This is a genomic window from Rhodococcus sp. 008 (assembly GCF_001682295.1).
Lineage (GTDB): Bacteria > Actinomycetota > Actinomycetes > Mycobacteriales > Mycobacteriaceae > Rhodococcus_F > Rhodococcus_F qingshengii.
The window spans coordinates 4,689,767-4,716,609 of sequence record NZ_CP012749.1; the positions used below are offsets into that span (position 1 = coordinate 4,689,767).

A 26,843-nucleotide genomic window follows, 5' to 3' on the forward strand; every position below is an offset into this window, starting at 1 on the left:
CACTGAGCGCTGGCAACTGTCATGTAGGACGCAAGACGCCAGGCGGCAAATCTTTTTACCGTGTGAGTCATGTGTCTTGCGTGACGCATGATGATTGTCTACAGTTGGAGCATCCCGTTGCAGCGGGACCAGAAATCGGAAGGAATGTCATGACTGTTCTCACTTTTCGTTCGCGTGGCCGGCACCGCACAGGTGTGCCCGTACGTGAACTCATCTCCCGCGCCACCATGTACGACACCGTGAAGGCCCCGGTGTGCGGTACGTGCGGCAGCGTGAACCTCAACCCCCGCGTCGACAGTTCGTTCGGCCCGTTTTTCATCTGCGAGGACTGCATGACGCAGCTCGACACAGACGGGAGCCGGATATGAGATCCCTTGCGCAGCATTGCGACCGGCTCGAATCCCTCGCCCTCATGGACGACCTGACAGACCGGCACGAACGGTTGGAACGCCGCAAGTTGTGGCGCGCACGAACCTACGTCGCCGTCACACTCACCGGACTCTGCATCACCTTCGCTTACACCCTCACCGGATACCTGAACGGATACGCAGCATGAGCAAACGAGAAGAACTGGCCGAGAAGATCGCAGTCGCACTGCGTGACAACACTCCTTGGGACGGTTACATCGACATCGGCGACCTCGGTGACGTACTGCTCGACCATGTCTACGACCTACGCGCAGTCGCTGATGCGGTCCTCGCCGACTACCAGCCCAAGCCTCGCACGGTGAACAACATCGAAGACTTGAATGCCGAGATCCCTGGAACTGTCGCAATGTTCGCGGACGGCAACGTCGCAACAGCCGGTGCCGAGTTCCACGACTATCCGGGCGGCAACGGAAATCGAGTCTGGTGGGGAACACGTTCCGAGCGCCCACTGCCTGCCCGCATCCTATTCACCCCGGAGGTAACAGCATGAGCGGATACCAGTCACTCCACGACCTCATCATCGAGCACGTTGGCGATGACATCTTCCCCCACCAGAGCGAAGCCCTCGCGAACGCGATCATCACCGAATGGATGCCCACCGAAGCTGAAGCGGTGATCCAGGCGAAGCGTGAAGCCGAGAAGCAGAAGAAGCAGCTTGAGAAGGTCCGCAATGACAACCAGCAGACCATGATGACTGCGAACATGCCCAACGTCGGCGGTGCAATGTGAGCGCAAACCACATCGAAGCCCTCGCAAAATCACTGTACGAGAACGGAAACCCCCAGCACACCGCCGCAGATCGCGCAATGCTCGGACCGTTCGAAGCACTGGATGCATTGCAGCAGACGATCTGGATCGACCTCGCCAACGCCGCACACAACCACCTCACACAAGCAGATGAAGGAACGACCGACGCAGGTCTGGCCGACCTCATCGCAGCGCACACCCTTTCCGGGCCGTTCATCGAGTACGACAGCGACGGGCATCATGTCGATGACATCTACCTTTGCGGCAAGGGCTGCAAGTGGACCAGCAACGAAGGCGCGGTCAACCGAAGCGAGTTCGCAGCCCACGCCGCGCATGTGGCGTTGGTGGTGGAGCAGCACACCAACAGGCGGATAGCGCCAGTCCTCAAAGACTTCGACTGGCACATCCAGAACGCCTCGAACGGCGCAGTCTTCGCGGCAGTCGAGGGGGAGTGATGGCGCACTTCGATAACGATGACGGACTCGCCTACGACGACGACCCCGCCGACTTCTGGGACCAAGCCGACCGAGCCCACGAACAGGCGGCAGGGAAATGATCGCAACCAGCCTCTCCACCCAATCCTGCCCCACCGGCTTGTGCGGTCAATGCGGGCCGTGCCGACGCGAAATGCGCGACGCTGACCGCCTCATGATCCCGAAAGTTCAAGCACCCATAGAACTCTCACCCACCGTCCAACAACTCCTAGCCGAAGACCGCAAACGCGAACGCCGCACCCGACGCCCCATCGCAAAAGTACAAAACCGGCGCACCACACCACCACGACGACCCACACCACTGCCGCCCACGACACCCACCCCACCCCACATCGAACCCTGCACCGAATGCCACCAACCCCGCGGACTCACCCGCGGCCGGATCGACGGCGTAGGAACCCTCTGCACCGTCTGCTACGACCGACCGAACCTCCAACACATCATCGACACCATCACCGCCACACCCGTACGCACCAAAGCACAAAACACCGCAATATCCCGCGCCCGCCTCCGCATCCAACGCATCACCTACAACGGGCGCCCCTACCACCCCAACGCACCACACGGCACCGACAACAGCTACATCTGCTACCAATGCCGCTGCGAAGCCTGCACCCAAGCGCACGCCGAACTCGACAAAGCACGCCGATGACCCACACCCTCACCATCATCGACACCCACCACCCCGGCCGTCCACCCCTCACCATGAACGAATGGCGCAACGCCCACTGGACAAAAAAGTCCAAGGCCCGCACCCGCATCCACTGGCAGATCCGACAAGCACTACAAACCAACCCGATCCCCATGTGCGAACAAGTAACCATCAGCATCACCCAATACGCACCCGACGCTCGCATCCGAGACGCAGACGGACTCAGCGCATTCCGCAAAGACGCCATCGACGCCCTCCGCCAACACGTCATCCCCGACGACGCCCAAAAGCATGTGATCGACGGCGGCAACACCATCCTCCTGGACCGCGAAAACCCTCGCATCGAAATCCGAATCGAGCCCACACCATGAGCAACCTAAGCGAAGACATCATCCGCACAACACTTCTGGGCGTCGCCAACACCCTCGGAGTACGAATCGACATTCCGGACGAGACGATCGCAGACCTTGCGGCCACACTCCAAACCGAAATCGACCGACTCGAAGCCGTCGAAACCGAGAGTTTCGAATTCCTCAACGAGTTGGCGTTGGCATTCCGAGCCGCCGAGAACCACCCTCGCCCCCAGTACGCTCCGGTCCTCGAAGGCATCCGGGCAGTCCTCGCTCACCTCACCGCTGCCGGTCGCCTCTTGGCCGCCGACGAGCAGCGACTCACCGCCGAACAGGTGGAAGACGTGCGGGCGGCGCGAGAGGGGTTGAGGGGGTACCGCAACTTCGACGGGAACGCCCGAGGCCACGTCAACCGGCTCATCGCAGCGGTCGACGCCCTGTTCCCGGCAACCGAACCCGCCGAGGACTTCAAGCCCAGCCAGTCAATCGACGAGGCTGTTGCCCGCGTCTGGAGAGCGTTCACTCCCGCCCCTGCTGTACCCGCCGAGGAGGAGACGAAAGCGGAGGACTACTGCTGCCATCCGAAATGCCGCTGGTCAGATTGGGGTGGCATCAATCGCAAGCATGAACGCGGAGCTGACTGCCCGATCGTGCCCAAGCCCACCTCCTCGCCGGTTGTCCCTGCCCCCACCGAAACCGGACCGTGGCCGAGCCTGAACGACGTGCCAGCTGAGGTGGCCAAGGTGCGGGACAGTGAAGGTTTCAACTGGCGACGAGTCGGTCGTCGCAGTTGGGAGGGGCAAACAACGCAAGGTCGATGGGCCAAAGTCAACAACCCCGCCAACTTCGACTACTGCGCCCCGTTCGTTGCGGCCGAGGAGGGGTGAGCATGACCCTCAAGCTCCTCGACCTTTTCTCCTGCGCTGGTGGCGCTGCCCGCGGATACCAAAACGCCGGCTTCCACGTCACAGGCGTCGACATCAACCCCCAACCCAACTACGCCGGAGACACATTCATCCAAGGCGACGCCCTCGAATACCTCGCCGCACACGGACACGAATACGACGCCGTACACGGTTCCCCACCATGCCAGGCATCATGCACCCTCATCAAAGGCAACCAGAAAGCAACCGCAGGCAACCACATCAACCTGATCCCCGCCACGCGTGCAGCGTTCGCGGAACTGTCGGTGCCGACGATCATCGAAAACGTCCAAGGCTCAGACCTCCGACGCGACCTCACCCTCTGCGGGGAGATGTTCGGGCTCGGCGTGATCCGGCACCGCTACTTCGAAGTCACTGGCTTCGAAGTCACGCAACCGGAGCATCGGAAGCATCGCGGCCGGGTCGCCGGATACCGGCACGGTGAATGGTTCGACGGCCCCTACTTCGCTGTGTACGGCGATGGTGGCGGCAAAGGCACTGTCGCGCAATGGCAGAAGGCGATGGGCATCGACTGGACTGATGTGCGCAAGGAGCTAGCGGAAAGTATCCCGCCAGCGTACGCAGAGTTTGTGGGCCGTCAGTTGATGGCTCAGCTTGTGGGGGTGTCGTCGTGACCGCGCCTGATCCGGGGTTGACTGACCTCATCGCAGCGCACCAGGAGCGACCGCATCACGACAGTTGGATCTGCTCATGCGGCATAGAGGGTCCGCAACGAATCCATGCCGCGCATGTGGCCGAGCTACTGACGGCGACCTACACGATCACCCCGAAGCTCATCGCGAAACCCGGAGTCCCATGCGGCGATTGGGCGGACGGTCACAGCTACCGCAAATGCACCCGACCGAAAGGACACGAGGGCCACCATGGCTGACCTCACCGACCTCATCGCAGCGCACTACCCGACTTACGATGCGCGCCAAGTGTTCGATGGATGCGCCTGCGGTAAGTCGATGTTCCGCAAAGACCATCCCGCGCATGTGGCGTTGGTGGTGGAGCAGCACACCAACGGGCGGACCGCGGAACTCGAAGCCCGAGTGGATGAGTGGAGCGCTGAGTATCGGAAAGGGGTCCAGTCCCGCGACGACTGGCGTGCCCGCGCCGAGAAGGCGGAGGCCACGATCGCCAGGGTGCGGAACGCGCTGCCGAACATCGAAGGCATCAACCCGGACAGCAGCCACTACGACAAAGGCTGGGACCGAGGACAGCAAATCCTCACCGAACACATCCAGTCGGCAATCACCGGCGACTACACCCGCGCAGCTTTGGAAGGGGAACAGCAATGAGACTCAAACTCGCACCGAAACTTCGACCGCTACCCGAGCTGGGAATGCATCAGATCACCGCATCCCAGCTCGCCACAAACGGCATGGACGGCAACCCGATCTACAAGAGCGATCACATTGGCAGGGCCATTGCCGTCCGTGCAAACGGCGCGCTCCTCGCCGGGAAGCTGTGCGCCGTCACGGACTCCGCGACCTCCCCGCTGCTAGTTCTCGAAATCGGCTACCACAAGGTTGCGGTTCACCCAACGCATCCCGTCACGGTCGCACCCGAGGGTTGCCAACTGAACGTGGTCGCTAGGCCGAAACCTGAAGGGGAACAGCAATGAGCCGACGCGAGTACACCATCCGACTTGCTTGCACATTCGAAGGATGCAAGGAGCGGTCATTCACCACTGCCACCACCCGGCGAGAAGAAACCGAAATCCGCCAGCAATACCAACGCAGCCCGTATCGCTGCGTACGACACACCAACCCCGACGAAGTGCTATCTGCTGACAATACCGAGCAGACGATCACACTCACCGCAGAGAAGGTTGTTGCGCCACACCTACGTGGCATTGACCTCCCTGGCGAAGTTCGCTACCTCGACGGCCTCTTCTGGGATAAGCGGCAGGGATTCACATACGGCCCAGGCTTTAAAGCCTACGCATCCGACTTCCCACCTGGAACAAAGCTGATCGTCACAGCCCGAATCGAACTGCCTTCGGAGGAGTCGTTGTGAGTGAGATCCGATCACAGGCCACACCCGCGACGAACCTCGAAACCCAACTCCGCGAAGCACTGCAAACCGCGGCCCGCAACGAAATCCTCCGCAACCCAAACAGTGCAACACAATTCAAAACACAAACCAAAACCAACCAGGACCGCATCATCGACGGGTTCTCAGCGTGGGTCCTACCCACCATCCTCCCCATCATCAACCAACACATCGAGGAGACCCGCACATGAGCGGCGACACCACCATCACCGTCATCGGCAACCTCACCGCCGACCCCGAACTTCGTTTCACACCCGCCGGCGCCGCAGTCGCAAACTTCACCGTCGCCAGTACCCCTCGCACATTCGACCGGACGAAAAACGAATGGATCGACGGCGATGCACTGTTCATGCGTTGCAACATCTGGCGCGAAGCAGCCGAAAACGTCGCCGAAAGCCTGACGCGTGGGTCTCGGGTGATCGTGTCCGGCCGACTCAAGCAGCGTTCTTACGAAACTCGTGAAGGGGAAAAGCGGACCGTCGTGGAATTGGAGGTCGACGAAATCGGGCCCTCACTCAAGTACGCCACAGCCAAGGTCAACAAAGCCGACCGCAAAAGCGGAGGAGCGCGCACCACCGCGACGGCCACGCAGGACGACCCCTGGGGCAGCCCACCCGCCGCAACATCCGACGAAGCCCCATTCTGACCGAGGAGACACCGTGTCAACCGAAAACACGACAGTCGACTACAAGGCGAAACTCATCTACATCGTCGGCAGTGACAAGCCGATCAACAACTGCTTCTGCCGCTACTGCGACAACGAGTGGGACCGGATCATGGACGAACTCGACCCAGACGGCTGGATGTCACGTCTGTCGAAGTTCATGGTCGTCTGCCCCGACTGTGGCTGCAAACGCTGCCCACGTGCCACCTACCACGATCACGGCTGCACGGCGAGCAACGAACCAGGACAACCACTTTCGGTATACGGAGATTTTGAGCTCGACACCACACGGATGGACTCTGAGGAGACGTTGTGACTGACCACTGGTTCATCCCGAAACAAGAACAAGTCGACCTCGACGATGCGTTATCAGATGCCCCCGACATCTGCGACGACCTCAGCGAAGCCATGAAACCGCGCATCGCCACCGCCAACTGGCAACCGAAAGTATCTACCGGGGATCGGCCTCAACCACTCCCATACAACGTCGCAGCAGTCGACGCCGCCGACAGACTCCTCATCTGCCTCGAAGGATGGGCACTGTGGCTAGCTGAAATCCGAAACATCACCCCACCCACCAGCACCATCAAAAGCACCGCAGCATTCCTCCGCCGACACCTACTACTCCTCGCCGCCACCGAAGGCAGCACATACGCCCACTACAACATCACCGAGGAAATCCGGCACGCACGCAACGCCAGCGGACGCAACCTCGCAGTCACACCCAAACCCAACCCACAACGCCTCGCCCAAGCACACGCCGAACAACTCAACGCCCGAGGAATCGCCACCCTCGCCAAACACATCGGCGCCCAAGGCCTCACCATCCGCCGCATCAAACACCTACGCGAAACCGGAAAAATCGTGCCGGTCCGCTACGCGGACAAACGAACCCCCATCTACCAACTCGGCGACGTACTCAACGCCCACTACGCCACACCCGAACGCAATAGGATCGCAGGATGACACAGGTAACTATCGAAGTCAGATCAGAGCAACACGGAAACATATCCGTAAACCTCGAACCATCCACCCGAGAAATCGGAGACGACGAACGCGACATCATCAGACAACTACTGGAAGAAGCACTCCAGAAGGTCATCCGCGCATACCAACTCAACCTCCCCGCCCCAGCGAAAGACATAGTCACAGCAACAATCATTTTCCCAGACGGACGCGAACAGGAAGCGGCCGCAGCACCAGGCGGACACATAAAATTCGACCTCCGCAAACCGTAACCAATATTACTTGCATGTCTGCAACCTTTGCGGCGATGCAAGTGATACGCTATGCGCGTACGCGACACCTGACAATCACAACTCGGGTGTCGCGTTTCGTGTACTTGCTGCACACCGCGCCGGTCTCTGAGACAACGGCGCCCCCTTGTGAGGGACGTGCAGCAACCCCCGGATGGAGCAACCCACAATCACCACTCGGCATGGGTGCACGTCCGGGGACCAAACTTCAGGAGGCCCGATGCAAACAATCCTCAACCTCATCGAAGCCATCCGAATCACAATCGCCCTCATCAACTTCTGGGTCATCTAATGCCCAGCCGCGACCTACTCATCTGGGCAATCACCGGAATCTGGCGCATGTACACCACATAAGGAGACGGACATGACACCCTGCCCCAACTTCCTCCCCGTCTCCACACCAAACAACGGCCACTGGAAACTCGACTGCACCCAAACCAACAACCACACAGGCGACCACACCACCAGCAACGGCCACACCTGGACAATCGCCAAACCCAAACCTTTGGGGCCCTCACCGCGCACACGAGAGCAGTGAGTGGCCGCGTGGACCGATGAAGAGAGCGCACGGCTAACCGAACTACATGGCGCGGGGAAGTCCTTGACCTTCATCGCGAAGACCATGGGTAGGTCGACGGAGACGATTCACCGGCATTCGGAGCGGCTCAAGTTGTCGTGGGATCGGTCTCGGACGGCGAAGGCTGCTGAGGCTGTGCACGTCGACAACAAAGCGCGACGGGCACGCATCGAAGAGCAGTTGTTGGTCAAGTCCGAGGACATGCTCGCTCAACTCGATAAGCCTGCCATCGTGTATTCGTTCGGCGGCCAGTTCAATCAGTACGAGCAGCATGAGTTGGATAAGCCTGATCCGGTGGCGCAGAAGCACATCGTTCAAGCGCTCTCCACCGCACTCAACGCCGCGAACAAGCTGCACGAGATGAACGCCGGCCAACAAGCCGAGAAGGCTGTATCCGCGCTCGTCCAGATGCAAGGCGCCCTCGAACAATTCGCTGCACAGTACGAAGCCGAACAAGGGGAGTGACCGGGTTGTTGCCTTCGAAGCTCGGCACACTGTCCCCGAAGCAAGCCCACAGTATCGGTGCAGCATCAGCTGAAGTGGTCATCTGGCATGGCGCCGTGTCATCCGGTAAGACGATCGGATCGTTGTTCAAACTGTTGATGAAGATCGCGACCGCCCCCACCTCAGGGGAAATCGTCATCATCGGCCGCACCAGAGACACCGTCTACCGCAACATCATGCAAGCACTGTTGGATCCAGCACTGTTCGGTGACCTGGTTGACCACATCAGCTACAACCGCGGTGCACCCACCGCAACCATCTTCGGTCGCACAGTCCACATCCTCGGCAGCTCCGATGTTCGCGCTGAATCAACCATCCGAGGCATGACCATCTGCATCGCCTACCTCGACGAAGCAACACTGGTCAGCAAAGAGTTCTTCTCCATGCTCCACAGCCGTTTGCGCGTCAAAGGGTATGCGTGCCAACTGTTCGTCACCACCAACCCCGACGCACCAAGGCACTGGCTCAAAACCGACTGGATCGACCGCGAACACGACCCGAAACTCAACATCCGCTGCTTCCACTTCGAAATCGAAGACAACCGCGACAACCTCCCCGACGGATACATCGAAACCCGCCAAGCCCAATACTCCGGACTCTGGTACGACCGATTCATCCTCGGCAAATGGACCATGGCAGACGGCGTCATCTACGACTGCTTCGACCCCGCACGCCACGTCGTCGACCAAACACCCGAAATCCAACGCATCATCGCAATGGGCATCGACGACGGCGTCAACCACCCAGCCGCCGGCCTCCTCATCGGCCTCGGCATCGACAACAAGCTGTACGCAATGGCCGAATGGGCGCCACCATCAGGCACACCAGCCGACCGCACCAAATCGTTACGCCGATTCATCAACGAACACGGCAAACCAGAACGGTTCTTCGTAGACCCATCAGCAGCAGCGCTGAAGATGCAGATGCAACGCGAAGGGTTCGGCATCATCATGAACGCCCACAACTCCCACAAATCGGGCATCGGCGTCGTCTCAGCCTTACTGTCCACCGACCAACTACTCATCAACGGGCCGCTGTGCACCAACCTGCTCGGAGAGATCGGTGGATATGTGTGGGACCGCAAAGCTGCTGAACGAGGCGAAGACGCCCCAGTCAAAGAAGATGATGACTTCTGCGACGCCTGGCGTTACGGCGTGTTCTCGTCGTTCACGTTCTGGCGCAATCACATTCCCATCGAAATCACTATCGCCGAGGAGGTAGCCGCATGATCAAAGCTGGCATGGCGTGGCCACCAACCGAGCTCGGCAAAGTCGTGGAACGCACCCGCGAGTCTCAGGTGTGGTGGGAAGGCGATCCCGCGAAGCTCGACGACTACTACCAAGCAGGGAACCGCACATCCCCGTCAGGTGTGAAGGATCGACTGTCCGCGGCGTACAACGCGTTCTGGGGTCGCCCCGTCAGCCAGACGACCACCCCGATCAAGCGGTTGCATGCACCGATCGCCGGCGATATCCCGAAACTGTCCGCGTCATGCTTGTTCTCGGAGACACTCACGATCGTAGACCCCACAGGTGCCACGCAGGAACGCGCTGACCTGATCTTCAACACCCCAACCTTCCACGGTGACCTGTTCACCGCCGGCGAATCCTGCTCAGCGTTGGGTGGCTCGTATCAGCGTGTGGTGTGGGACGAGGAAGTCGCCGACAACGCGTGGATCGACTTCGTGGACGCTGACAAGGCGATCCCCGAATACAGGTGGGGCCGGCTCGTCGCGGTCACGTTCTGGTCTGAGCTTGCGGGTTCGGATGAGCGGGACGTGTGGCGTCATCTGGAACGGTACGAGAAGGGGAAGATCGTCCACTCCCTCTACCAGGGGACGCCGACGGACCTCGGCAGCGTGAAGGATTTGGACGCCCACGATGACACCAAGGGCCTAGTGAAGGAGCTCACCGCGTTTGACGGTGAGCTCGGTGGTTACGTCGACCTCGGCGTCGATGAACTGGCAGCCCGATACGTCCCCAACGTCCTCCCCAACCCCGAATGGCGGAACCACAACACACTCCGCTACCTCGGCCGCGCAGACATCTCCACCGACACAATCCCACTGCTCCACGAACTCGACCGCATCTACTCCTCACTCGTTCGAGACTTCCGCATCGGCCAAGCCCGCATGTTCGCCTCAGACGACCTCCTCGAAAACCTCGGCGCCGGCAAAGGCATGGCGCTGTCCGAGGACCGGGAAGTGTTTCAGGCAGTCGGTACTGGTGTCGGCTCGACAGGTACCTCGATGTCGATGCTCCAGTTCCATCAGCCCGAGATCCGTGTCCTTCAGCATGATCAGGGCGCGGAGATGCTGATCCGTGAAGTGCTCCGCAAGACCGGCTATTCGCCTGTGTCGTTTGGTATGTCGGATGAGGTTGCTCAGACGGCTACGGAGGCGCAGGGGAAGAAGGAGTGGACGGTCATCACGACCAACGGTAAGGCCCGCTATTGGGGTGCCGCGTTAGCTCCGTTGGCGACGATCTGCCTCCGCATCGACGCCGCCAAGTTCAAAGGTGTTGCTCCGTCGGAGGAGTTGGAGATCGAGTGGCCTGAGTTCGCTCGTGAATCTGATGAGGCGAAGTCGCGGACTGTCTTGAATTGGTCTACGTCGAATGCTGCGTCCACGAGGACGAAGGTCGCGTACCTGAATCAGGACAAGGACGAGAAGTGGATCGACGATGAGGCCGCGGCGATCGATAAGGCTGGCGCGGTTCCTGATCCATCCGGGGGCTTCGGAGGCGGATTCTAAAGGGGGTAGGCGATGGCGCTCGACCCGTCCGAAGCAGCAGGCCTCCCCGACGAACTCATCAACCTCTACACCGAAGCCGAACTCGCTCTGATGTCGATGCTCGCCGAAGCGATCGTGGCGGGCATCGACACACCAGAGTGGGAAGCGCGTCAGCCGGCGGAGATGTTGCGGTTTCGGCAGCAGGCGCAGTTGTTGGCGTTGCAGTTGCAATCCCAGATGCCGGCGCTTGTTGAGGGTGCGGTTGCTGGTGCTGCGGAGCGTGGTCGGGAGGCTGCGGACGAGGACTTGAAGGCGTTGCCGAAGCCGCCTCCGGTTCCGCCTGTGACGCCTGCTCGGGATCGGAAGACTCGCGCAGCGATCTATGCGGGGCAGCAGGTTTTGTCGCAGGTTACTGCTCGGATACCGGGTGCTGCGGGGGAGTTGCATTCGCAGGTGACAACGCAGATCATCGCCCGCCATTCAGGCAAGACAGGTACGCGCCTGGATGCAGCGCAACAAGCCCTCGACATCCTAACCAAACGTGGCGTGACCGGATTCCGTGATGCTGCCGGCCGCAACTGGTCCCTCGCCTCCTACATCGAGATGAAGTCCCGAACCATCGTCAACCAAGAGCTGATCGATGGGCACACGGATCGGATGTTGGAGCGCGGCCAAAACCTGATCGTCGTGTCCAGCCACTCGAACCCTGCACCGCAATGCCAACCCTACGAAGGGCAAGTCCTCTCGTTGGATGGTGAGGCGGGGACGGTGATCCGGCCCAACGCGACCGGCGGCCGTGCGGTGAAGGTGAAGATCAAAGCCACGCTGAAAGATGCGCGCTCGAACGGCTTCCAACACCCCAACTGCGGCCACGCTGTATCAGCGTTCATCCCTGGCGGGTCAAGGACGTTCGAGACGAAGCCGGATCCGGAAGGGTACGCAGCCTCTCAGAAGCAGCGGGCGATGGAGCGGGACATCCGCGACACCCGTAAGCAGCAGGCCGTCGCAGTCACCCCAGCGAGGAAACGCGAGTTGGCTGCCCGGTTGAAGGCGCAGCGAGCCGCGATCGCCGCTCACACCGCGCAACACGACCTGAAACGCCGGCCCAACCGCGAACGCCTCGGCGCACGCTGATCTATCGGGTTTTCCCAATACACGCCGATAGATCCCCAGAGTTTCCCGCCGCATGGCGGAATCGCAGTAACCCCAACAGCCCCCAGCCGCACGGCAACCGGGGCCAATGCCGCATGGCACAAGGAGAGAACAATGCGCGTCCAACGATCCGTCATCGCACCCGAACCGTTCGACATGTTCGCCCGAGCATCCCGCTGGCCGTCCCGCCAGCACCCTCGACGCGACGAAGAAGGCCACGACGGTGGGGGAGAAGGCGGCACCAACGCCAACGACGACGCCAGCGCAAACAACGACGCAGGAACCAACAGCGCCGAAGGCGAAGCTGGCAAGGACGGCGCAGGCGAGAACAAGGACATCGACTGGAAAGCGATGTCCCGCAAGCACGAAGCGGAAGCGAAGAAGAACCGCGACGCTGCTGCCGAGCTGGAGAAGATCCGGGCCAAGAACCGGACCGCCGAGGAGAAGGCAGCGAAGGAAGCCGCCGACGCCAAGGCTGACGCTGAAGCCGCCCGCGCTGAAGCCGCACGCGAACGCGCAGCCCGCAAGTACGGACTGTCCGACGAAGACCTCGACTTCCTCGAAGGCGTACCAGCCGACAAGTTCGACGCCAAAGCGAAAGCACTCTCCGAACGCATCAAAACCGCCGCACCCGCCGGCCGATCCGGTCGGCAAGCAACAGGCGGAACCACCAAAACCGACGAGATGGACCCGAAGAAACTCGCCGAACGCGCCGCGAGCCGCAAACCGGGCATCCGAATCTACTAACCAGGAGCACACCTCATGGCAAACACCATCCTCAAGGCCGAGCAGATCCTCTCTGCCGGTCTCGGCGTCCTCGAACGCGATGTAGTTCTTCCGAGCATCGTCGCCTCCGATGCGTCGCAGCACTTCTCCAGCCGGTCCCCGAAGAACGACACCGTCAGCATCCGTGTCGCCGGCCGCACGGTCGCGAAGGACAAGCCGTGGCGAGACAAGACCGCCGCGATCGAGATTTCCGACCTGAACGAATTCAAGGTCGACGTGAAGCTCGATCAGCACCCGTACAACGCGATCGAACTGACCGACGAAGAGCTGACCCTCGACATCGACCAGTTCACCGAGCAGGTTGTCCTGCCGCAGACCCGTTCTGTCGCTGAACGCCTCGAAGACAAGATCGCATCGAAGATCACGTCGGCGTCGTATCCGCTGAACTCGCTGATCGCCATCGGTAGCGACTTCTACGCCGCCGCAGTCAAGGCCCGCAAGGAACTGAACGACTACCACGTTCCTCAGACCGATCGAGTGTTCCTCGTCGGTACGGCGGTGGAAGCGTCGATCCTGCTGTCGGATCAGTTCCGCAAGGCAGATCAGGCTGGCGATGCGAACGCGCTCCGTAATGCAACCATCGGTTCTGTCGCGGGGTTCCAGATCGTCGTGTCGAACAGCATCCACCCGCAGGAAGCGTTCGCGTTCCACCGCAGCGCCTTCCAGGCTGTGTACCGCGTTCCCGCTTCGCCGCTGGGTGGCGTCGACACGGCATCTGGTTCGTACGCCGGCATCGCGTTGCGTTGGGTTCGTGACTACGACTCCACGCACATGGTGAACCGCAGCGTGTTCGACACGTTCTTCGGCATCAACGTTGTCACTGATCCCGACGACTACGCGGACCCGAACTCCACGTTCAGCCTGAAGCGTGCAGTGAAGCTGACTCTCGGTGACATCAGCTACACCGTCACTCTCGGTGCTGCCACAGCTGGCACGTTCACTCTGACTGTCGGTGGACGCACGACCGCTGGGATCGCGTACAACGCGACCGCGGCGGCTGTGAAGACTGCGATCGTCGCTCTCGATGACGGGATCGCTGCTGCTGATGTGACGGTCACCGGATCTGCTGGTGGTCCGTACACGGTGACGGTTCCCGGTTCGCTGACTGGCTCGGGTTCGGGCCTGACCGGCGGATCGTTCGCGGTCACTCAGGCGTAACACCTGATGCCCACCCCCCGAGTCGCCTTCCTGTGCGGCTCGGGGCTGGTGGGACCAACGCTTGATGGTTGGTGCGTCAAACACACGCCCGGTGAATCGTCATTAGCCCGTGTGAAGGCCGCTTGGGGTTTCCAATGCCGGGTTCCTTTCGGCCCTGTAGCAGCGCGTCAAATTCCGGACCTGAAATCCGGTACCTGCGCACCAACCATCAACACCCCGAGGAGAATCCGTGCTCGTCTATGCGACCGCCGATCAACTGGAAACATGGATGGGGGAAACCCCTGAACCTGCCCCCGCGAAGGTGACTGCAATGCTGCGGGAAGCATCCGGCCTCGTCGGCACCGCATGCCAGTGCGACATCTACGACACCCTCCCCAATGGGAAGCCCTCGGATGACGATCTGTCGGAGGCGATGCAGGAAGCGACGTGCGCGCAAGTGCATGCGTGGTTGGCGTCGGGTGATGATCCGATCAAGGGCGCCGGCGGTCAGGAGCCGCGGTTGACGACGACCGCGATTGATGGTGCATCGTTGTCGTATGACACGTATTTGACGGCTCCAGATCGCATGAATGCGCTGAAGTTTTTGGCGCCTGGTGCGTTGCGGATTTTGCGGTTGGCGGGTCTCGCGTCGTCGGCGGTGCAGTCATGGTGAACCCGATGGACACTGCACTTGCCGCTATCGACGCCGAGATCAACGCATCTCATGGTGATCGGGTCGATCCGGATCATGATTTGACTGAGTCTCGCGGGTATCGGCGTGGTCTTGCGTACGCGCATTTCCTGATTCGTGAGGCGGTGGGTCCGTGAGCGTCGCTGATCAGATCGCGAAGGTGTGGTTTGTGTGGCCGGTTTCGGTGCAGCGGCATGCGGGCGAAGGCCCGTACGAGCCGGCGTTCGATCCGGCGGTGACTGTGCTCGGGAAGATCACCACGAAACGCAAGTTGGTGAAGGCTGCTGATGGTTCGGAGGTCATCTCCGAGGCCAGGGTGAGTATGCATGTCACCACTGCGCTGATTCCTGTCGGCTCGCTGGTGACTTTTCCGCCCGAGTTTGGTGGACGCACGGCTGTGGTGTTGGCGGAGCAACGCCATGACGACGGCAACGGTTTGACCCCCAACTTCTACAGCGTGGATCTGACCTAGGAGCGTGGCATGGCTGGCTTGCTTGGTGTCGCGAAGGCGGGTTGGGCTTGCTGCCGACCTCACACGCGAGGGCATCGGCGCCGCAACGGTTCCGCCCGGATGGCTGAGAAGCACGTGACTCAGAAGTGGTTGGACGAGTACGAGTCTCAGGACCTCGATATGTGTGGCGGTCTTCCCTGCTGCTGCATCCCGGGAATCAACTGTGAACGGTAGGAGCATGGAATGAGCATTGTCGAACTCATTGGATTCCTCGGGATCTTGTTGGCGCCGTCGATGGTTACAGCGCTCATCTTGTACACAGGAGACCGCTCATGAGTACTGCTCTGAACTTTCCGATCGAGCCAGTCCGCTCCGCCATCACCGACGGACTACACGCTGCCGCTGAAGTCATCAAGCAAGAGTCAATCGAGCGCACCCCGAAAGAAACCGGCGAACTCCGAAACGACTGCACGACAGCCGCAGAAGGATTCGAAGCAGTCGTCTACTACTCGAAGCCGTACGCCGCGAAGCAACACGAAGAACTCGGCTATCACCATCAGGACGGTGAGGCGAAGTTCCTCGAGAACGCGTGCATCGCGAAAGCCCCCATCGTGGGGCGGATCATCGCTGAGGCGATACGGAGGCAACTCGGATGACACTCGTTCGGGCACCGGACACCGTCGAACTACTCGAAGCCCTCGCCCAACACCTCACCAACCTCGGGCTCGCACGCTGGGAGCCGAACCTCACCACCTACCCAACCGGCGCACTGCCGGTGGTGTTCTTCGGGCAACTCCGAGACAAACCCGACAACGCGATCTTCATCAACGTCTACAACGACGACCGATCGAAGGACGAAGCAACCCCCGACTACTACGTCCAAATACGTTTCCGGGCTGCTGGCCTCGACGTGAGAGCAGTTGAACGCATGGCCGACACAGTGTTCCGCGCCATCGACGACACCCTCCACGAACGCAGCAACACCGTGTGGGCGGGCATCAACATCCTCAACTGCCGCCGCCACATCCGCGGCCCCGCCGCATTGGAAGCCAGCAACCGCTACACCCGCCCCGATTCGTACACCATCACCACAAACCCAGGAGCAAACCCATGACCACACCCACCGTATCCCTCGCCTCAACACTCGGCCGCGACTGGATCCTCGACGTATCCGAAGACGGAACCACATTCCTCCGAGTCCGCGGACTCTCCAACGCCACACCAGTATTCGCCGGCGCCATGCAGGACGACTCCGACATCGACTCCGAAGGTTTCGCGTCGCAGATCGCCACCGGCCTCGCGTTCTCCATCCCCTTCGCAGGCAAGCGCAAGGGCGAAGACACCACCGGCTTCGTCGACGACCCGGGCCAGAACCTGCTCCGCAAGCTGGGTCGCAAGACCGGCAAGGACAACTTCGTTGTTGCCCGCATCTACCGCCGCGACGACATCGACGAGGCATACCAGGCGACGTGCGCTGTCGAGTTCAAGGATGATCCGGCATCGGATCAGAACTCGTTGCAGACGTTCTCGGGAACGTTGTGGGGCCGCGGCAAGCCGCAGGACATCGTCAAGCCCCTCGTACCTTCGGGCGAGCAGGTGTTCACTGTCGGCGTCGGCGCAGCCACCGCAGGCACCTTCACCCTCACCTGGAACGGCAAGACCACCACGGCCCTCGCCTACAACGCGACCGCCGCTGCAATCAAGGCTGCTCTGGTCGCCCTCGATGACGGTTACGTGGCAGCGGACTTCACGACCTCCGGCACGGCGCCGACCTGGTCGGTCACTGTCCCTGGCGGCGTCGTAAGCGGCGACGGTACCGCACTGACCGGTGGAGCGCTGACCGTAGTCGTAAACCCTTAGGTAGCTCGATCATCGGGTCGTCCACCTCGGTGATCGGGCCGACCCTGGTAATCGTTTGACCGCAGGAAGGCGGGTAGTTCCATGAACTTTATTCGACCGAACATTGTGAGTGGGGCTACCCGCCTAACGAAAGAGTTGGTGGATGACATCACGAAAGGCATCTCGGACGGGCACGAGATCCTTTCGACAGCATCAGCCAACGCGACCCGGATGCTCTCGAAACTGAACCGAGGAACAGACAACGTCGACATCCTCTACATCGGAGACTCCACCGGCAACGAACCAGCGGAACACATCTACCTCGAAACGCAAGCACTGGCAGCGCAATTCCCCAAATACACAGTCAACTACCGACTGTGGAACGACACCAGCAGAACCTACGATGCCGCCACCGTCATCCAAACAGGGACCGCACCAACGCCCCCAACGATCACCATGTGGAACTGCTCGGTATCGGGATTCTCGACACTGAACTTCATCGGTGAGCGATTCACTCAAGCATTCGAATCGCTCACCGCCACACCACCTGACCTGATCATGGTGTCCCATTCACACAACTTGTACGACGTGTCATCGGCTAACCTGCGTGCCGCGTTCCGCCCCAACGTGCTCATCCTCACCGAAGAGCTAACCCAGATTTACCCGGACGCCGGCGTGATCATCATGTCCCAAAACCCCAGCTTCACCGCGGGGCGTGAGACGTGGCAGAGCATCAAGGCAACCGAGCTTCAGGCCCTCGCCGCTCGCCGCGGGTACGGGTTCATCGACGTGCATCAGGCGTTCACCGACACCGGCAATCCCGTCGCGTACACCAAGAGCGACGGGATTCACCCGACCACTGCATCTGATGCGCCAGCCCCGAACGGCAGCGTGTTGTGGGCTGACACTGTCATGCGCGCTTTGCAGTATCACGGTGCAGCCCCGGCACCGACTCAGCGTCCGTCGTACTTCCTCGAACCTGGGCGGTCGTTGATCGCGAACACCGAGTTCGCGACGTGGACTGATCCGGCGTTCCCGGATGGTTGGACGCTGACGAACTGCCTGGCGGAAAAGGACACCGTCAACTTCGAAACCGGCACACATGCATTGAAGTTGACTGCGGTGGCGACTGGTGCGTCGATGGCGCAGTTCTCGGCGTCACCGGCTTCGTTGGGTATCAAGGGTTTGGTGTCCGGGAAGCTGGTCACAGTGGGGATTCGGGTGTTTGTTCCAGCAACGAACACGATCGCCAGTGTGGGTTTGGCTGTGCGTGATCAGGGTGGCTCGACCACTCAGCGCCGGCAGGACATTTCTTCGACTAGTCGGGGACGGTTCCATTGGCTTTATCTGACGAAGCGGATTGACAGTCCGGGGACGTTGTTGGTGATTCAGATCAGTCCGCAGTGGTCGGGGTCTTTCGATGCCTCGCACACGATGACTGTGGATCGAATTCGTGCGGTTGAGGGCGATGTGCCTCGGTTCGCTTAACTTGTGAAAGGTTGCTGTTGTATGCGTGACCTCGCAGAACTCATGGACCCGGAACTTGTGCTGCCTATTGGTGGGCGCGAGTTCCGGATCTCATGCAGCGCCGAACAAGGCCTGCACATCATGATGTTGTTGAGTTCAGAAGTTCGGCTGGATGATGAGCAGGAACGCGCCGAAATCATCTACGTTCTCGGCGACACCTACCAGGAGATGGTCGACGCCGGCGTTTCGTGGCCGAAGATCGTTCTCGCTGGGCGCGTTGCGATGGCCTTTGTTTTGAGGCCTGAGCGGGCGCAACAGGTGTGGGAGTCGGCTGGTGGCGTGCTGGCGGGAAATCCCCTGCCCCCACCCCCGAACCAATCGAGAGTGGGGGCGACCCTAGCCCGCAAGATCTTTCAGCACCGGGAACCTATGGACCGGATGATCCTGGCGGCGGCCCGTACGACGAAGTAACCGGAATCCGCGAGTGGTACAACACGGCACCCGGTAAAACGCACGTCGACGAAACTGTCGATCGTCCGTGGACTGATGTCCTCAACCACTGGCGTGACATCGAACTCGACCTCGACGCCAACGGACACGACATCGAATCCGGCCTCCTCGACGCCCGTACGTGGCGGTGGCTGAAACTGCGCATCGACCACTACGCATCCACCCCAGGCACCAACCTCTGGGATGCCCTACACCCGAAAGCAGTCTGATGGCCTACAAAGATTTGGATACTTTCTTCGACCCGGATCTGAAGCTACCGATCCGCGGGAAGACGTACACCGTGCCCGCACCTGGTGCCCCCGAGGCTGCACGCCTACGCAAGCAGGTCATCGCGGAAGGTGTACCGCCAGTTGAGCAGGTGTTCGAGGCACTGAAAATCCTCGGCGCCGAGATCGACCCGGAAACCGAAGCATGGTCGGGCGGCGTCTACGACGAGATGGTCGCCGACGACCTGCCCTGGCCGATGATCTTCCACGCCGGCCGCACCGCAATCATCCACTACGGCTTCACCGCCGACATGGGCGAAGCGCACTGGGCGCTAGCGCAACTCGGCAAACTCGTCGACCTCGAACAGGCCACCGAGTTCCTCGCCACGATCAAACCGAAAACCTGAACACTGGAGGGCTGACCCTTGGCGCTTGACGTAGGCGAACTGGTAGCCCGACTCACATTGGACGATTCCCGCTTCATCCAGGGAACCCAACGATCCGAGCAGCAGTCACGGCAATCCACACAACGGATCAGCAACGGATTCCAGGACATCACCCGCGCCGCCGCCCGCGCAGGAGAAGCAGCACAAGCCGTCGAAATCAACCGCCAGCTGGACCGGCAGGCGCAGCAAGCCGCGCAACGCATCCAAGAATTGGAACGCAACGCGCAACGCGCAAACCAGTCAGTCGACGACATCGACATGAACGACCGCCTCCTCAACGAGGCCCGCGACGCTGCACGAGGGATCGACGAAATTCGTGCCGGCGCACGGCAGGCTGCCGGTGCGCTGAACGACATCGAACTGGGCAACCGCCTTCGGCAGGATTTGCAGGCCGCTCAAGGCGACCTGGATGACCTGTATCGGCAGGCAGGTGACGGCGGTGCTGGCGCTGGCGATCAGGCTGGCGGAAACTTCCTGTCCGGCTTCACCGACACGATCGGCAACCTCGCATCATCGACCGGCCCTATCGCCGGCTCTTTGCTTGGTGTCGCTGTCATCGGCTTGACGGCTGGCGCGGCGCTCGCTGCCGCCATCCAAGAGGGCATGCAGCAGGAGCAGAATCAAGACCTGTTTCAGGCGCAGACAGGTGTTACGGAAGCGCAGGCACGGAAGTTCGGTCTCGCAGCAGGTGAGTCCTACGCCGACGCGTTCGGTGAATCGATCGAGGGCAACCTAGCGACCGCGAAAGCCGCACTCGCGAACGGACTCCTGGACCCAGCCGCAACGCAACGGGACGCTGAGAAGATCATCAACAGTCTCGACGGTGTCGCCACGATCATGGGTGAAGACATCCCGAACGTCGCCCGCGCAGCCGGTAACGCAGTGAAGTCCGGTTTCGCAGTCGACGTGCAGGACGCCTTCGACCTGCTCGTCAAAGGCTCACAGATGGGATTGAACGCGTCCGAGGATTTGGTTGACACGGTCACTGAGTACTCGGTTCAGTTCGCGAAGGTCGGCCTTTCCGGTGCTGAAGCGTTCGGGTTGATGAATCAGGCTGTGAAGAACGGTGCACGCGATACGGATACGGCGGCGGATGCGATCAAGGAGTTCGCGATCCGTTCGATCGATGGGTCGAAGGCAGCAGCAGAAGCCTATGAGGCGCTCGGTATGAATGCCGAAGAGATGACAGCGAAGATCGCGAAGGGCGGCGCAGAAGGCACTGAGGGTATGACGGATCTACTTACGAAGATCCGTGAGATCGAAGACCCCGTAGTCCGGAACACTGTCGCGGTTGGCTTGTTCGGAACGAAAGCCGAAGACCTCGGCAACGCGATGTACAAACTCGACCTCACCACGGCCGTTCAGTCGATGAATGACTATGAGGGTGCGGCGTGGCGTGCGATCAACGTGATGGGCGACAACGCTGGCACATCAGTGCAGGGCGCAATGAACTCCATCAGCGTGGCATCGGATGGGATGAAAGCCGCTCTCGCGCAAGCATTCGGCCCGTACATCAAGGACTTCGCCGACAACATCTCAAACAACCGTGCTGGTGTGATCCAGTTCTTCATCGATGTCGGCAATGGTGCGTTCGAGGGCGCGAAGGCTGTGCTCGGGTTCGTTGCGGACGGTATGCGTGGGCTCGCGGAGTTTGCTGGTGCCGGCGCGGACATGTCGGTCAGTATCTTGCGGTCGCTCGCTGACATGGTCGGCGGCCTCGACACCTTGTCGTCGGTGATCAGTCTTGTTATTCCTGGTTTCGATGCGGGTGTTGGTGGCCTGTCGGACAAGCTGAATGGGATGGCTGACGCTGCCGAGAAGACTGGTGAGGGCATCAAGAATGGCCTGAATCAGGGCGCCGATTTCGTGGAGAACACGTTGGTGCCTGGTCTCGATGCGGCGCAGAACCGTTTCAACGAGTTCGCTGGCGATATGAAACTGTCGGCCGCGTTCAACGACGAGACCGCGAAGGTCAACAAGGCGATCGCTGATATCGGTGTTGGTGCTGATGGTGCTGCGATCAAGATTGAGAACTGGACTGGTTCGATCGATCGCAACAACGAGGCCCAGGTCAAGATGGACGACGGCCTGAAGGGTATGTCTGAGAAGCTTCAAACCCAGATCAAGACGGGTATGGAAGCTGGCAACACTGTCGAAGCGTTGACTGGGCAGTACAACGAAAACTATGACGCCCTTCTCGGGCAGGTCATGGCGACGGGTATGTCGAATCAGGCTGCGGTTGCGTACCTTGCGACGCTCGGGTTGACGCCCGAGTTCGTGGACACCACGATCCGCCAACCCGGCATGCCAGAAGCCAAGTACGAGTTGGACGCGTTGAAGGACAAGGTCATCGGCGTCCCGGACTCGAAGACAGTCCACACGCAAGCGTTGACGAAGGAGGCTGAGGACAACCTCACCCATCTGGGGTTCACGGTCGAACATCTGCCTGATGGGACTGTGAAGGTCACCGCTCCGACTGACGAAACGGAAGCTGCGCTTCGTGCATGGATCAATCAGCCGCGCAACCTTGTGGTGTTGGTTGATACGCAGCGGACGGCGCAGGCTCAGCGCGATTTCAATGCGTCGGGTCAGCAGGGGCCGGTTGCTCCTCAGTTCAGGCAGGCTGACGGCAGTGTGCGTACGCGTGCGGACGGGATGATCGACACCGCGCACATTCAGCAGGGTTCCGGGCAGGGCATCTACACGAAGTCTCCGCTTGGGCCGGTGCAGTATGCGGAAGGTGAAACGCAGTGGGAAGCCTATATTCCGGGGGCGCCGTCGAAGCGGAAACGCTCGGAGGCGATCTTGCAGGATGTGGCTCGCCGCTTCGGATTCGGCCTTGTTCGACCTGACGCCATCAAGATGGCTGACGGTGGTGTCGTCGAATCGTTCACCGGCATCGCATCCCAACACGCACCAGGACTGCAACTCACCTCGTCATACCGAGACACCAACGACTACCACGGCCAAGGTAAGGCAGTCGACTACTCCAACGGCTCCGGCAACACCGATGAGCAGTTGGCGTGGGCGAACTACCTCGCCGACAACTACCAGTCGCAGTTGGCGGAGTTGATCTACTCGGATCCGCGGTTCACTCGGAACATCAAGGACGGGAAGATTGTTGATCCGTCGTTCTATGGTGCGGCGACGATGCAGCAGCACGAGAACCATGTGCATGCGGCGTCGAAGGAACCGTTGGGTGCGCCGTCGGGTGCGGGTAAGGATGCGGCTCCTGCTGCTCCGGATAATCGTACTGAGCGGGAGAAGATCGCCGATCAGGTGATCGCGGAAGGTAAGCGCCGCGGCATCAGCGATAAGGGCATCAAGGCCGCGGTCATGACCGCCCTCGCTGAAACCGATTTGCAGAACCTCGACCACGGCATGGATGGCGATAACGCCGGCATCATGCAGCAGCGCGATAACGGTGGTTGGGGCACGTTGGAGGACCGGAAGGATCCGACTCGTGCGGCGGGCATGTTTTACGACAAGCTCGACGACTTCGATTACAACAGCATGTCGGAGGCTGAGGCGGCACAGAAGGTGCAGCAGTCGGGTACTGCGGATGGTTCGAATTATGCGGTGAAGGCTGCTGAGGCGGACGAGATTATCGCGGCGTCGAATGCTCGCGGTAACGGTCAGATGACTGTTGGCACTACTGACAGTGGTGCTGCGTTGGCGACTGATGGGCAGCGGGTGTTTGTCACCAACTGGCCCGGAACATCGTCGTCGTCGTATTCGGCGCCTGAGCCTGCACCCGCGGCGGCGCCGGCTGGTGGAACCTCGGATGCTGCCGGGAAGGATCCGAACCTGATCTGGTCTGGCGGGTTCAAGGTGTTCGAGAACGGCGGCATGAACCTCCCCGACCAAGCCGGCCTGTATTCGGATGGTGCGGATTTGATTCGGTTCGCGGAGAAGGGAACAGGCGGAGAGTCCTACATTCCGCATGCCCCGTCGAAGCGGAACCGTTCAGTCGCGATCACTCGGGAGACTGCGCGCCGGTTCGGGTACGAGTTGGTGCCGATGGCTGACGGTGGACTCACTGGCTTCGGTGGTTATGTGGGGGAGAAGCCGGGGTTGAAGGTGCCGACGACGGCGAATGGTCGTCGTGCTGCTGCGTATAACGCTGCGGCGTTCGGTGTTGGTGCAGCATTCGCGCTCGCCAGTGGCTTCGATGCGGACGGTAAGTTCACCGGCCAATTCGACACTGGCGCCAACTCTTCCTCCCAGTTGGAGAAGGGGTTCGGTCAGTTCACGGACGAGGTCGCACCGATCCTCGAAGGCATCTTGGAAGCCGTCAAGAACAAGGAACCCATCAACGTCAAGGTTGATGTCAACCCCGCTACCGGCATGGCGGACATCGCAATCATGAAGGGCAGGCTATGAGCCGACGCTATGTCTTCGAATGCTGGGACGGGACAGTCTGGGACTTCAATGATCCGGCCTGTCCCGTTTCTCTTCGGGCGGACCCGACAGGGATTGAAGGTGCGAAGTTCACGCACGACGATCAGCAGAATGTCGGGCAGGCTGGCGTGCATTGGGTTGCCAGGAATGATGACCCGAACTTCATTGGTCTTGTCGCGAAACTCGGGCCTGTTCCGCGGGCTGATGGGGTGGCGCTCGGGAAACTGTGGCGCCACTCCCTCGGCCGGGGCAAGGAAATCGGAACGTTCCACTGCATCACCGACACGGGGCGAGACAAGTTTCAGGTGGTGCGACTGTCCGAGACGCCTCCACCGCTGAACATCACAGCTTTGAAGGACAACGGGTTGGTGCTCGAAGATCCGGTGACTTTGCGGTCGGATGAAACGTGGTGGCGGAGAGACCCGGTCGTGAAGAAGTTCACGCCCGCACAGTTCTCCACCGCGGCAATCGAGTCGGAGTCGGATGAGGCGGTGTGGCCGCACATCGTCATCACGGGCCCGATCACGCTCCCGAAGATCGGTTGGGCTGGCGAACTCGTCTCGCTACCGACTATCGCGGCCGGCGACAAGTGGACCATCGAAACCGATCCGGACTGGTTCGAGATCACCGACATCAACGGCGTGGACAAGTCGTTCATCAATCGTCGTTGGTACAAGACGATCCCAGCCGGTATCCGAACTGTCCCGATCACTATCCAAGGCACTGGCACTACTGCGGCGACTTCCGTGGAGGTGACAGTGCCGCAACTATTCTGGGAGGGCATCTAAATGTCGGTGTTCATGCCTGGATATGCGCGGCCCAACACGACCGATGAGTTGGGGTTCGATATCGAATTCGGGTCGCCTGATGCGTTGCAATGGCGTCCGCTCGGCTCGTACATGCCAGGCACTACGTTCGAGTACGACTGGAATATTCCGACGTTCGCGACGATCAACATCATGTCGGATCATCCGGCGGCGGCGTATCTGTCGCATCCTCGGCGCAAGGTCATCCACATTCGGACCTCAGTGAATGGTCTCCCGTGGGATGGCAGGGTGTTGACGGCTGCGGTCGCCGGCCCACCCGGCCGCTACACCATCCAACTGACATGTGTGTCCAATCTGTTTTGGCTCGTGTGTGCGTTGGCGTGGGTGAACAACACTCTGCCGCCTGAGATTCAGATCAACCTGACCGGTAAGCAGGATGTTGACTGGGGTCCACCGGACCAGGTGTTCAAAAAGTATGTCGCGAAGGTGTTCACGCGGCTGCGGCGCCCGGTGTACGGGGCGCTCCCGATCCGCAAGACCTCACCGGAACTACCGGATCTCGACGACATCGACACGTTGGATGACCTTCTCGACATTGCTCGCGAGGTACCTGACGAGATGTGTGTGCTCGCTGCACGAGCGACCCAGTTGGATGAGCTGTTTCAGCAGACCGTTGAGACGTACGAGATGGGTCTGTCGATTCACTTGTGGTCGCCGTCTGACGGCACTACATCCCCGCATGTGTTCAACACGCACACCCTCTCGATGCTGCAATCGGTATTCGACTACACCTCAGACAACTTTTTGAACTTCAGCAACCCGGGCAATGTTCTCGGTCTCACCAACCCCTCGGAGTGGGGGAAGATGACCCGCTCCGGCTACGTGTTCAACACGCACGCCAAACGGGACCGCCGGTACATGCAGTGGCGCACAGACGGCAACCAGATCATCTGGATTGAGCGAACCGAAAACCATGTCACCGCTACCCGCGTTCTCATTGGCGGGAAGGCGCCCGAGATCCTGAATCAGGTCATCGAGTGGGGCGCCAACTTCGCGTTGCAGTTGATCTTGAACGCGATCCTCCCCGGGTTGGGTTTGGGCAACATCATCGGCGACCTGTTCGACAACGTGTTCTTCGCGTTCCAACAGTTCTGGGATCCAGAGCTCGAGGATGAGATGGGTGAGCATGCGTTCGCGGAAGCGTTCGGCGACAACACTGCTGCCTACTCGCTTGATGGTTGGGCGAACGGGCTCGCTGCGCTGAAGAAAAATTCGGGGTCGGAGTCCATCAAGATCAAGGTCATCCCTGGCGGCGCGGATGGTCGCGGGCTCACCTTCGGCGCTGATACCGAAATCATTGACGGCGTAGAGGTTTCGTTCCCTCGACGGTTCCAGGTCGGTGATGTCATGACGCTGTGGGACAACGGTGTGGTGATCGAGAAGCACGTGTCGAACGTGAAGATCGTCGACAACCGTGATGGGCACATGGTGCATGAGGTCACTTTGGGTGATCCGTTGCCGGTGAAGGACGCGTGGGAAAAGGTGTACGCCCGCATCCAAAAGTATGCGGGCATTTTCCGCGCTGTCGCCAACTCAACTTAGG

At 60.6% G+C, this 26,843-nt stretch carries 35 protein-coding genes; all 35 read left to right on the plus strand.

What is annotated here, in order from left to right; translation table 11 throughout:
- Nucleotides 1-149: 149 nt before the first annotated feature.
- Nucleotides 150-368, plus strand: a complete 219-nt coding sequence (locus AOT96_RS21810; protein ID WP_065352257.1) for a hypothetical protein — start codon at nucleotides 150-152, stop codon at nucleotides 366-368.
- Nucleotides 365-556: a hypothetical protein gene (locus AOT96_RS21815; RefSeq protein ID WP_065352258.1), complete on the plus strand. Its 192-nt coding sequence runs from the start codon at nucleotides 365-367 to the stop codon at nucleotides 554-556. Before AOT96_RS21810 ends, AOT96_RS21815 begins: the two co-directional genes overlap by 4 nt.
- Complete coding sequence (locus AOT96_RS21820; RefSeq protein ID WP_065352259.1) at nucleotides 553-918, plus strand: hypothetical protein; 366 nt, start codon at nucleotides 553-555, stop codon at nucleotides 916-918. The genes AOT96_RS21815 and AOT96_RS21820 overlap by 4 nt, the downstream gene beginning before the upstream one ends.
- Entirely contained in the window at nucleotides 915-1,157 is a 243-nt protein-coding gene (locus AOT96_RS21825) for a hypothetical protein (RefSeq protein WP_065352260.1), read from the plus strand. Before AOT96_RS21820 ends, AOT96_RS21825 begins: the two co-directional genes overlap by 4 nt.
- Nucleotides 1,154-1,630, plus strand: a complete 477-nt coding sequence (locus AOT96_RS21830; protein WP_065352261.1) for a hypothetical protein — start codon at nucleotides 1,154-1,156, stop codon at nucleotides 1,628-1,630. The genes AOT96_RS21825 and AOT96_RS21830 overlap by 4 nt, the downstream gene beginning before the upstream one ends.
- 97 nt (nucleotides 1,631-1,727) lie before the next feature.
- Nucleotides 1,728-2,321: a hypothetical protein gene (locus AOT96_RS35785; RefSeq protein WP_197523601.1), complete on the plus strand. Its 594-nt coding sequence runs from the start codon at nucleotides 1,728-1,730 to the stop codon at nucleotides 2,319-2,321.
- The gene (locus AOT96_RS35790; RefSeq protein ID WP_065352263.1) at nucleotides 2,318-2,692 is read left to right on the plus strand and encodes a RusA family crossover junction endodeoxyribonuclease; all 375 of its coding nucleotides are present in this window, start codon (nucleotides 2,318-2,320) and stop codon (nucleotides 2,690-2,692) included. The genes AOT96_RS35785 and AOT96_RS35790 overlap by 4 nt, the downstream gene beginning before the upstream one ends.
- Nucleotides 2,689-3,558, plus strand: coding sequence for a hypothetical protein (locus AOT96_RS21845; protein WP_065352264.1), 870 nt, complete (start codon nucleotides 2,689-2,691; stop codon nucleotides 3,556-3,558). The genes AOT96_RS35790 and AOT96_RS21845 overlap by 4 nt, the downstream gene beginning before the upstream one ends.
- A gap of 2 nt (nucleotides 3,559-3,560) precedes the next feature.
- On the plus strand, nucleotides 3,561-4,229 hold the full coding sequence (locus AOT96_RS21850; RefSeq protein ID WP_065352898.1) for a DNA cytosine methyltransferase: 669 nt from the start codon (nucleotides 3,561-3,563) through the stop codon (nucleotides 4,227-4,229).
- 249 nt (nucleotides 4,230-4,478) lie between these two features.
- Complete coding sequence (locus AOT96_RS21855; RefSeq protein ID WP_065352265.1) at nucleotides 4,479-4,898, plus strand: hypothetical protein; 420 nt, start codon at nucleotides 4,479-4,481, stop codon at nucleotides 4,896-4,898.
- The gene (locus AOT96_RS21860) at nucleotides 4,895-5,224 is read left to right on the plus strand and encodes a hypothetical protein (RefSeq protein ID WP_065352266.1); all 330 of its coding nucleotides are present in this window, start codon (nucleotides 4,895-4,897) and stop codon (nucleotides 5,222-5,224) included. Before AOT96_RS21855 ends, AOT96_RS21860 begins: the two co-directional genes overlap by 4 nt.
- On the plus strand, nucleotides 5,221-5,619 hold the full coding sequence (locus tag AOT96_RS21865; protein WP_065352267.1) for a hypothetical protein: 399 nt from the start codon (nucleotides 5,221-5,223) through the stop codon (nucleotides 5,617-5,619). Before AOT96_RS21860 ends, AOT96_RS21865 begins: the two co-directional genes overlap by 4 nt.
- Complete coding sequence (locus AOT96_RS21870) at nucleotides 5,616-5,846, plus strand: hypothetical protein (RefSeq protein ID WP_065352268.1); 231 nt, start codon at nucleotides 5,616-5,618, stop codon at nucleotides 5,844-5,846. The genes AOT96_RS21865 and AOT96_RS21870 overlap by 4 nt, the downstream gene beginning before the upstream one ends.
- Nucleotides 5,843-6,301, plus strand: a complete 459-nt coding sequence (locus AOT96_RS21875; protein WP_065352269.1) for a single-stranded DNA-binding protein — start codon at nucleotides 5,843-5,845, stop codon at nucleotides 6,299-6,301. Before AOT96_RS21870 ends, AOT96_RS21875 begins: the two co-directional genes overlap by 4 nt.
- 13 nt (nucleotides 6,302-6,314) lie before the next feature.
- Nucleotides 6,315-6,635, plus strand: coding sequence for a hypothetical protein (locus tag AOT96_RS35345; RefSeq protein WP_156778961.1), 321 nt, complete (start codon nucleotides 6,315-6,317; stop codon nucleotides 6,633-6,635).
- Entirely contained in the window at nucleotides 6,632-7,285 is a 654-nt protein-coding gene (locus AOT96_RS21885; protein WP_065352270.1) for a hypothetical protein, read from the plus strand. The genes AOT96_RS35345 and AOT96_RS21885 overlap by 4 nt, the downstream gene beginning before the upstream one ends.
- On the plus strand, nucleotides 7,282-7,557 hold the full coding sequence (locus AOT96_RS21890) for a hypothetical protein (protein WP_065352271.1): 276 nt from the start codon (nucleotides 7,282-7,284) through the stop codon (nucleotides 7,555-7,557). Before AOT96_RS21885 ends, AOT96_RS21890 begins: the two co-directional genes overlap by 4 nt.
- Before the next feature lie 556 nt (nucleotides 7,558-8,113).
- A complete protein-coding gene (locus AOT96_RS21895; RefSeq protein ID WP_156778962.1) occupies nucleotides 8,114-8,617 on the plus strand; it encodes a helix-turn-helix domain-containing protein in 504 nt (167 codons plus the stop codon).
- A 74-nt stretch (nucleotides 8,618-8,691) separates the two neighbouring features.
- Complete coding sequence (locus AOT96_RS21900) at nucleotides 8,692-9,885, plus strand: PBSX family phage terminase large subunit (protein ID WP_231917285.1); 1,194 nt, start codon at nucleotides 8,692-8,694, stop codon at nucleotides 9,883-9,885.
- Nucleotides 9,882-11,408 (plus strand): phage portal protein, encoded by a 1,527-nt coding sequence (locus AOT96_RS21905; protein WP_065352273.1) that lies wholly within the window; start codon nucleotides 9,882-9,884, stop codon nucleotides 11,406-11,408. The genes AOT96_RS21900 and AOT96_RS21905 overlap by 4 nt, the downstream gene beginning before the upstream one ends.
- 12 nt (nucleotides 11,409-11,420) lie before the next feature.
- The gene (locus tag AOT96_RS21910; protein WP_065352274.1) at nucleotides 11,421-12,521 is read left to right on the plus strand and encodes a phage minor capsid protein; all 1,101 of its coding nucleotides are present in this window, start codon (nucleotides 11,421-11,423) and stop codon (nucleotides 12,519-12,521) included.
- 132 nt (nucleotides 12,522-12,653) lie between these two features.
- Nucleotides 12,654-13,286, plus strand: coding sequence for a hypothetical protein (locus AOT96_RS21915; RefSeq protein ID WP_065352275.1), 633 nt, complete (start codon nucleotides 12,654-12,656; stop codon nucleotides 13,284-13,286).
- A gap of 15 nt (nucleotides 13,287-13,301) precedes the next feature.
- Entirely contained in the window at nucleotides 13,302-14,483 is a 1,182-nt protein-coding gene (locus AOT96_RS21920; RefSeq protein ID WP_065352276.1) for a P22 phage major capsid protein family protein, read from the plus strand.
- Between the two features lie 229 nt (nucleotides 14,484-14,712).
- Nucleotides 14,713-15,135 (plus strand): hypothetical protein, encoded by a 423-nt coding sequence (locus AOT96_RS21925; RefSeq protein ID WP_058226532.1) that lies wholly within the window; start codon nucleotides 14,713-14,715, stop codon nucleotides 15,133-15,135.
- Between the two features lie 5 nt (nucleotides 15,136-15,140).
- Nucleotides 15,141-15,290 carry a hypothetical protein gene (locus AOT96_RS35350; RefSeq protein ID WP_156778963.1) on the plus strand — a complete coding sequence of 50 codons (150 nt, stop codon included), beginning with the start codon at nucleotides 15,141-15,143 and terminating at the stop codon, nucleotides 15,288-15,290.
- Nucleotides 15,287-15,625, plus strand: a complete 339-nt coding sequence (locus AOT96_RS21930) for a hypothetical protein (RefSeq protein WP_065352277.1) — start codon at nucleotides 15,287-15,289, stop codon at nucleotides 15,623-15,625. Before AOT96_RS35350 ends, AOT96_RS21930 begins: the two co-directional genes overlap by 4 nt.
- Nucleotides 15,626-15,936: 311 nt before the next feature.
- A complete protein-coding gene (locus AOT96_RS21935) occupies nucleotides 15,937-16,260 on the plus strand; it encodes a hypothetical protein (protein WP_065352278.1) in 324 nt (107 codons plus the stop codon).
- On the plus strand, nucleotides 16,257-16,718 hold the full coding sequence (locus tag AOT96_RS21940) for a phage tail terminator protein (protein WP_065352279.1): 462 nt from the start codon (nucleotides 16,257-16,259) through the stop codon (nucleotides 16,716-16,718). Before AOT96_RS21935 ends, AOT96_RS21940 begins: the two co-directional genes overlap by 4 nt.
- Entirely contained in the window at nucleotides 16,715-17,464 is a 750-nt protein-coding gene (locus AOT96_RS21945; RefSeq protein ID WP_065352280.1) for a phage tail tube protein, read from the plus strand. The genes AOT96_RS21940 and AOT96_RS21945 overlap by 4 nt, the downstream gene beginning before the upstream one ends.
- A 138-nt stretch (nucleotides 17,465-17,602) precedes the next feature.
- Nucleotides 17,603-18,931: an SGNH/GDSL hydrolase family protein gene (locus AOT96_RS21950; protein ID WP_065352281.1), complete on the plus strand. Its 1,329-nt coding sequence runs from the start codon at nucleotides 17,603-17,605 to the stop codon at nucleotides 18,929-18,931.
- A 21-nt stretch (nucleotides 18,932-18,952) separates the two neighbouring features.
- Nucleotides 18,953-19,381: a DUF7426 family protein gene (locus AOT96_RS21955; protein ID WP_065352282.1), complete on the plus strand. Its 429-nt coding sequence runs from the start codon at nucleotides 18,953-18,955 to the stop codon at nucleotides 19,379-19,381.
- A gap of 247 nt (nucleotides 19,382-19,628) precedes the next feature.
- Nucleotides 19,629-20,033, plus strand: a complete 405-nt coding sequence (locus AOT96_RS21960) for a DUF7426 family protein (protein ID WP_065352283.1) — start codon at nucleotides 19,629-19,631, stop codon at nucleotides 20,031-20,033.
- Nucleotides 20,034-20,051: 18 nt separating this feature from the next.
- On the plus strand, nucleotides 20,052-24,455 hold the full coding sequence (locus tag AOT96_RS21965) for a phage tail tape measure protein (RefSeq protein ID WP_065352284.1): 4,404 nt from the start codon (nucleotides 20,052-20,054) through the stop codon (nucleotides 24,453-24,455).
- Nucleotides 24,452-25,261 (plus strand): hypothetical protein, encoded by an 810-nt coding sequence (locus AOT96_RS21970; protein ID WP_065352285.1) that lies wholly within the window; start codon nucleotides 24,452-24,454, stop codon nucleotides 25,259-25,261. The genes AOT96_RS21965 and AOT96_RS21970 overlap by 4 nt, the downstream gene beginning before the upstream one ends.
- Complete coding sequence (locus tag AOT96_RS21975) at nucleotides 25,262-26,842, plus strand: Gp37-like protein (protein WP_065352286.1); 1,581 nt, start codon at nucleotides 25,262-25,264, stop codon at nucleotides 26,840-26,842.
- Nucleotide 26,843 lies beyond the last annotated feature (1 nt).

Excerpts from the sequence above, each read along its gene's own strand:
- AOT96_RS21915 (WP_065352275.1), top strand. The coding sequence starts at position 12,654 with ATGCGCGTCCAACGATCCGTCATCGCACCCGAACCGTTCGACATGTTC.
- AOT96_RS21890 (WP_065352271.1), top strand. The coding sequence starts at position 7,282 with ATGACACAGGTAACTATCGAAGTCAGATCAGAGCAACACGGAAACATA.
- AOT96_RS21865 (WP_065352267.1), top strand. The coding sequence starts at position 5,221 with ATGAGCCGACGCGAGTACACCATCCGACTTGCTTGCACATTCGAAGGA.
- AOT96_RS21815 (WP_065352258.1), top strand. The coding sequence starts at position 365 with ATGAGATCCCTTGCGCAGCATTGCGACCGGCTCGAATCCCTCGCCCTC.
- AOT96_RS21850 (WP_065352898.1), top strand. The coding sequence starts at position 3,561 with ATGACCCTCAAGCTCCTCGACCTTTTCTCCTGCGCTGGTGGCGCTGCC.
- AOT96_RS21910 (WP_065352274.1), top strand. The coding sequence starts at position 11,421 with ATGGCGCTCGACCCGTCCGAAGCAGCAGGCCTCCCCGACGAACTCATC.
- AOT96_RS21960 (WP_065352283.1), top strand. The coding sequence starts at position 19,629 with ATGGCCTACAAAGATTTGGATACTTTCTTCGACCCGGATCTGAAGCTA.
- AOT96_RS35790 (WP_065352263.1), top strand. The coding sequence starts at position 2,318 with ATGACCCACACCCTCACCATCATCGACACCCACCACCCCGGCCGTCCA.
- AOT96_RS21975 (WP_065352286.1), top strand. The coding sequence starts at position 25,262 with ATGTCGGTGTTCATGCCTGGATATGCGCGGCCCAACACGACCGATGAG.
- AOT96_RS21935 (WP_065352278.1), top strand. The coding sequence starts at position 15,937 with ATGAGTACTGCTCTGAACTTTCCGATCGAGCCAGTCCGCTCCGCCATC.
- AOT96_RS21905 (WP_065352273.1), top strand. The coding sequence starts at position 9,882 with ATGATCAAAGCTGGCATGGCGTGGCCACCAACCGAGCTCGGCAAAGTC.
- AOT96_RS21920 (WP_065352276.1), top strand. The coding sequence starts at position 13,302 with ATGGCAAACACCATCCTCAAGGCCGAGCAGATCCTCTCTGCCGGTCTC.
- AOT96_RS21940 (WP_065352279.1), top strand. The coding sequence starts at position 16,257 with ATGACACTCGTTCGGGCACCGGACACCGTCGAACTACTCGAAGCCCTC.
- AOT96_RS21820 (WP_065352259.1), top strand. The coding sequence starts at position 553 with ATGAGCAAACGAGAAGAACTGGCCGAGAAGATCGCAGTCGCACTGCGT.
- AOT96_RS21860 (WP_065352266.1), top strand. The coding sequence starts at position 4,895 with ATGAGACTCAAACTCGCACCGAAACTTCGACCGCTACCCGAGCTGGGA.
- AOT96_RS21945 (WP_065352280.1), top strand. The coding sequence starts at position 16,715 with ATGACCACACCCACCGTATCCCTCGCCTCAACACTCGGCCGCGACTGG.
- AOT96_RS21810 (WP_065352257.1), top strand. The coding sequence starts at position 150 with ATGACTGTTCTCACTTTTCGTTCGCGTGGCCGGCACCGCACAGGTGTG.
- AOT96_RS21875 (WP_065352269.1), top strand. The coding sequence starts at position 5,843 with ATGAGCGGCGACACCACCATCACCGTCATCGGCAACCTCACCGCCGAC.
- AOT96_RS21825 (WP_065352260.1), top strand. The coding sequence starts at position 915 with ATGAGCGGATACCAGTCACTCCACGACCTCATCATCGAGCACGTTGGC.
- AOT96_RS21845 (WP_065352264.1), top strand. The coding sequence starts at position 2,689 with ATGAGCAACCTAAGCGAAGACATCATCCGCACAACACTTCTGGGCGTC.
- AOT96_RS21855 (WP_065352265.1), top strand. The coding sequence starts at position 4,479 with ATGGCTGACCTCACCGACCTCATCGCAGCGCACTACCCGACTTACGAT.
- AOT96_RS35350 (WP_156778963.1), top strand. The coding sequence starts at position 15,141 with ATGGACACTGCACTTGCCGCTATCGACGCCGAGATCAACGCATCTCAT.
- AOT96_RS21955 (WP_065352282.1), top strand. The coding sequence starts at position 18,953 with ATGCGTGACCTCGCAGAACTCATGGACCCGGAACTTGTGCTGCCTATT.
- AOT96_RS21970 (WP_065352285.1), top strand. The coding sequence starts at position 24,452 with ATGAGCCGACGCTATGTCTTCGAATGCTGGGACGGGACAGTCTGGGAC.
- AOT96_RS35785 (WP_197523601.1), top strand. The coding sequence starts at position 1,728 with ATGATCGCAACCAGCCTCTCCACCCAATCCTGCCCCACCGGCTTGTGC.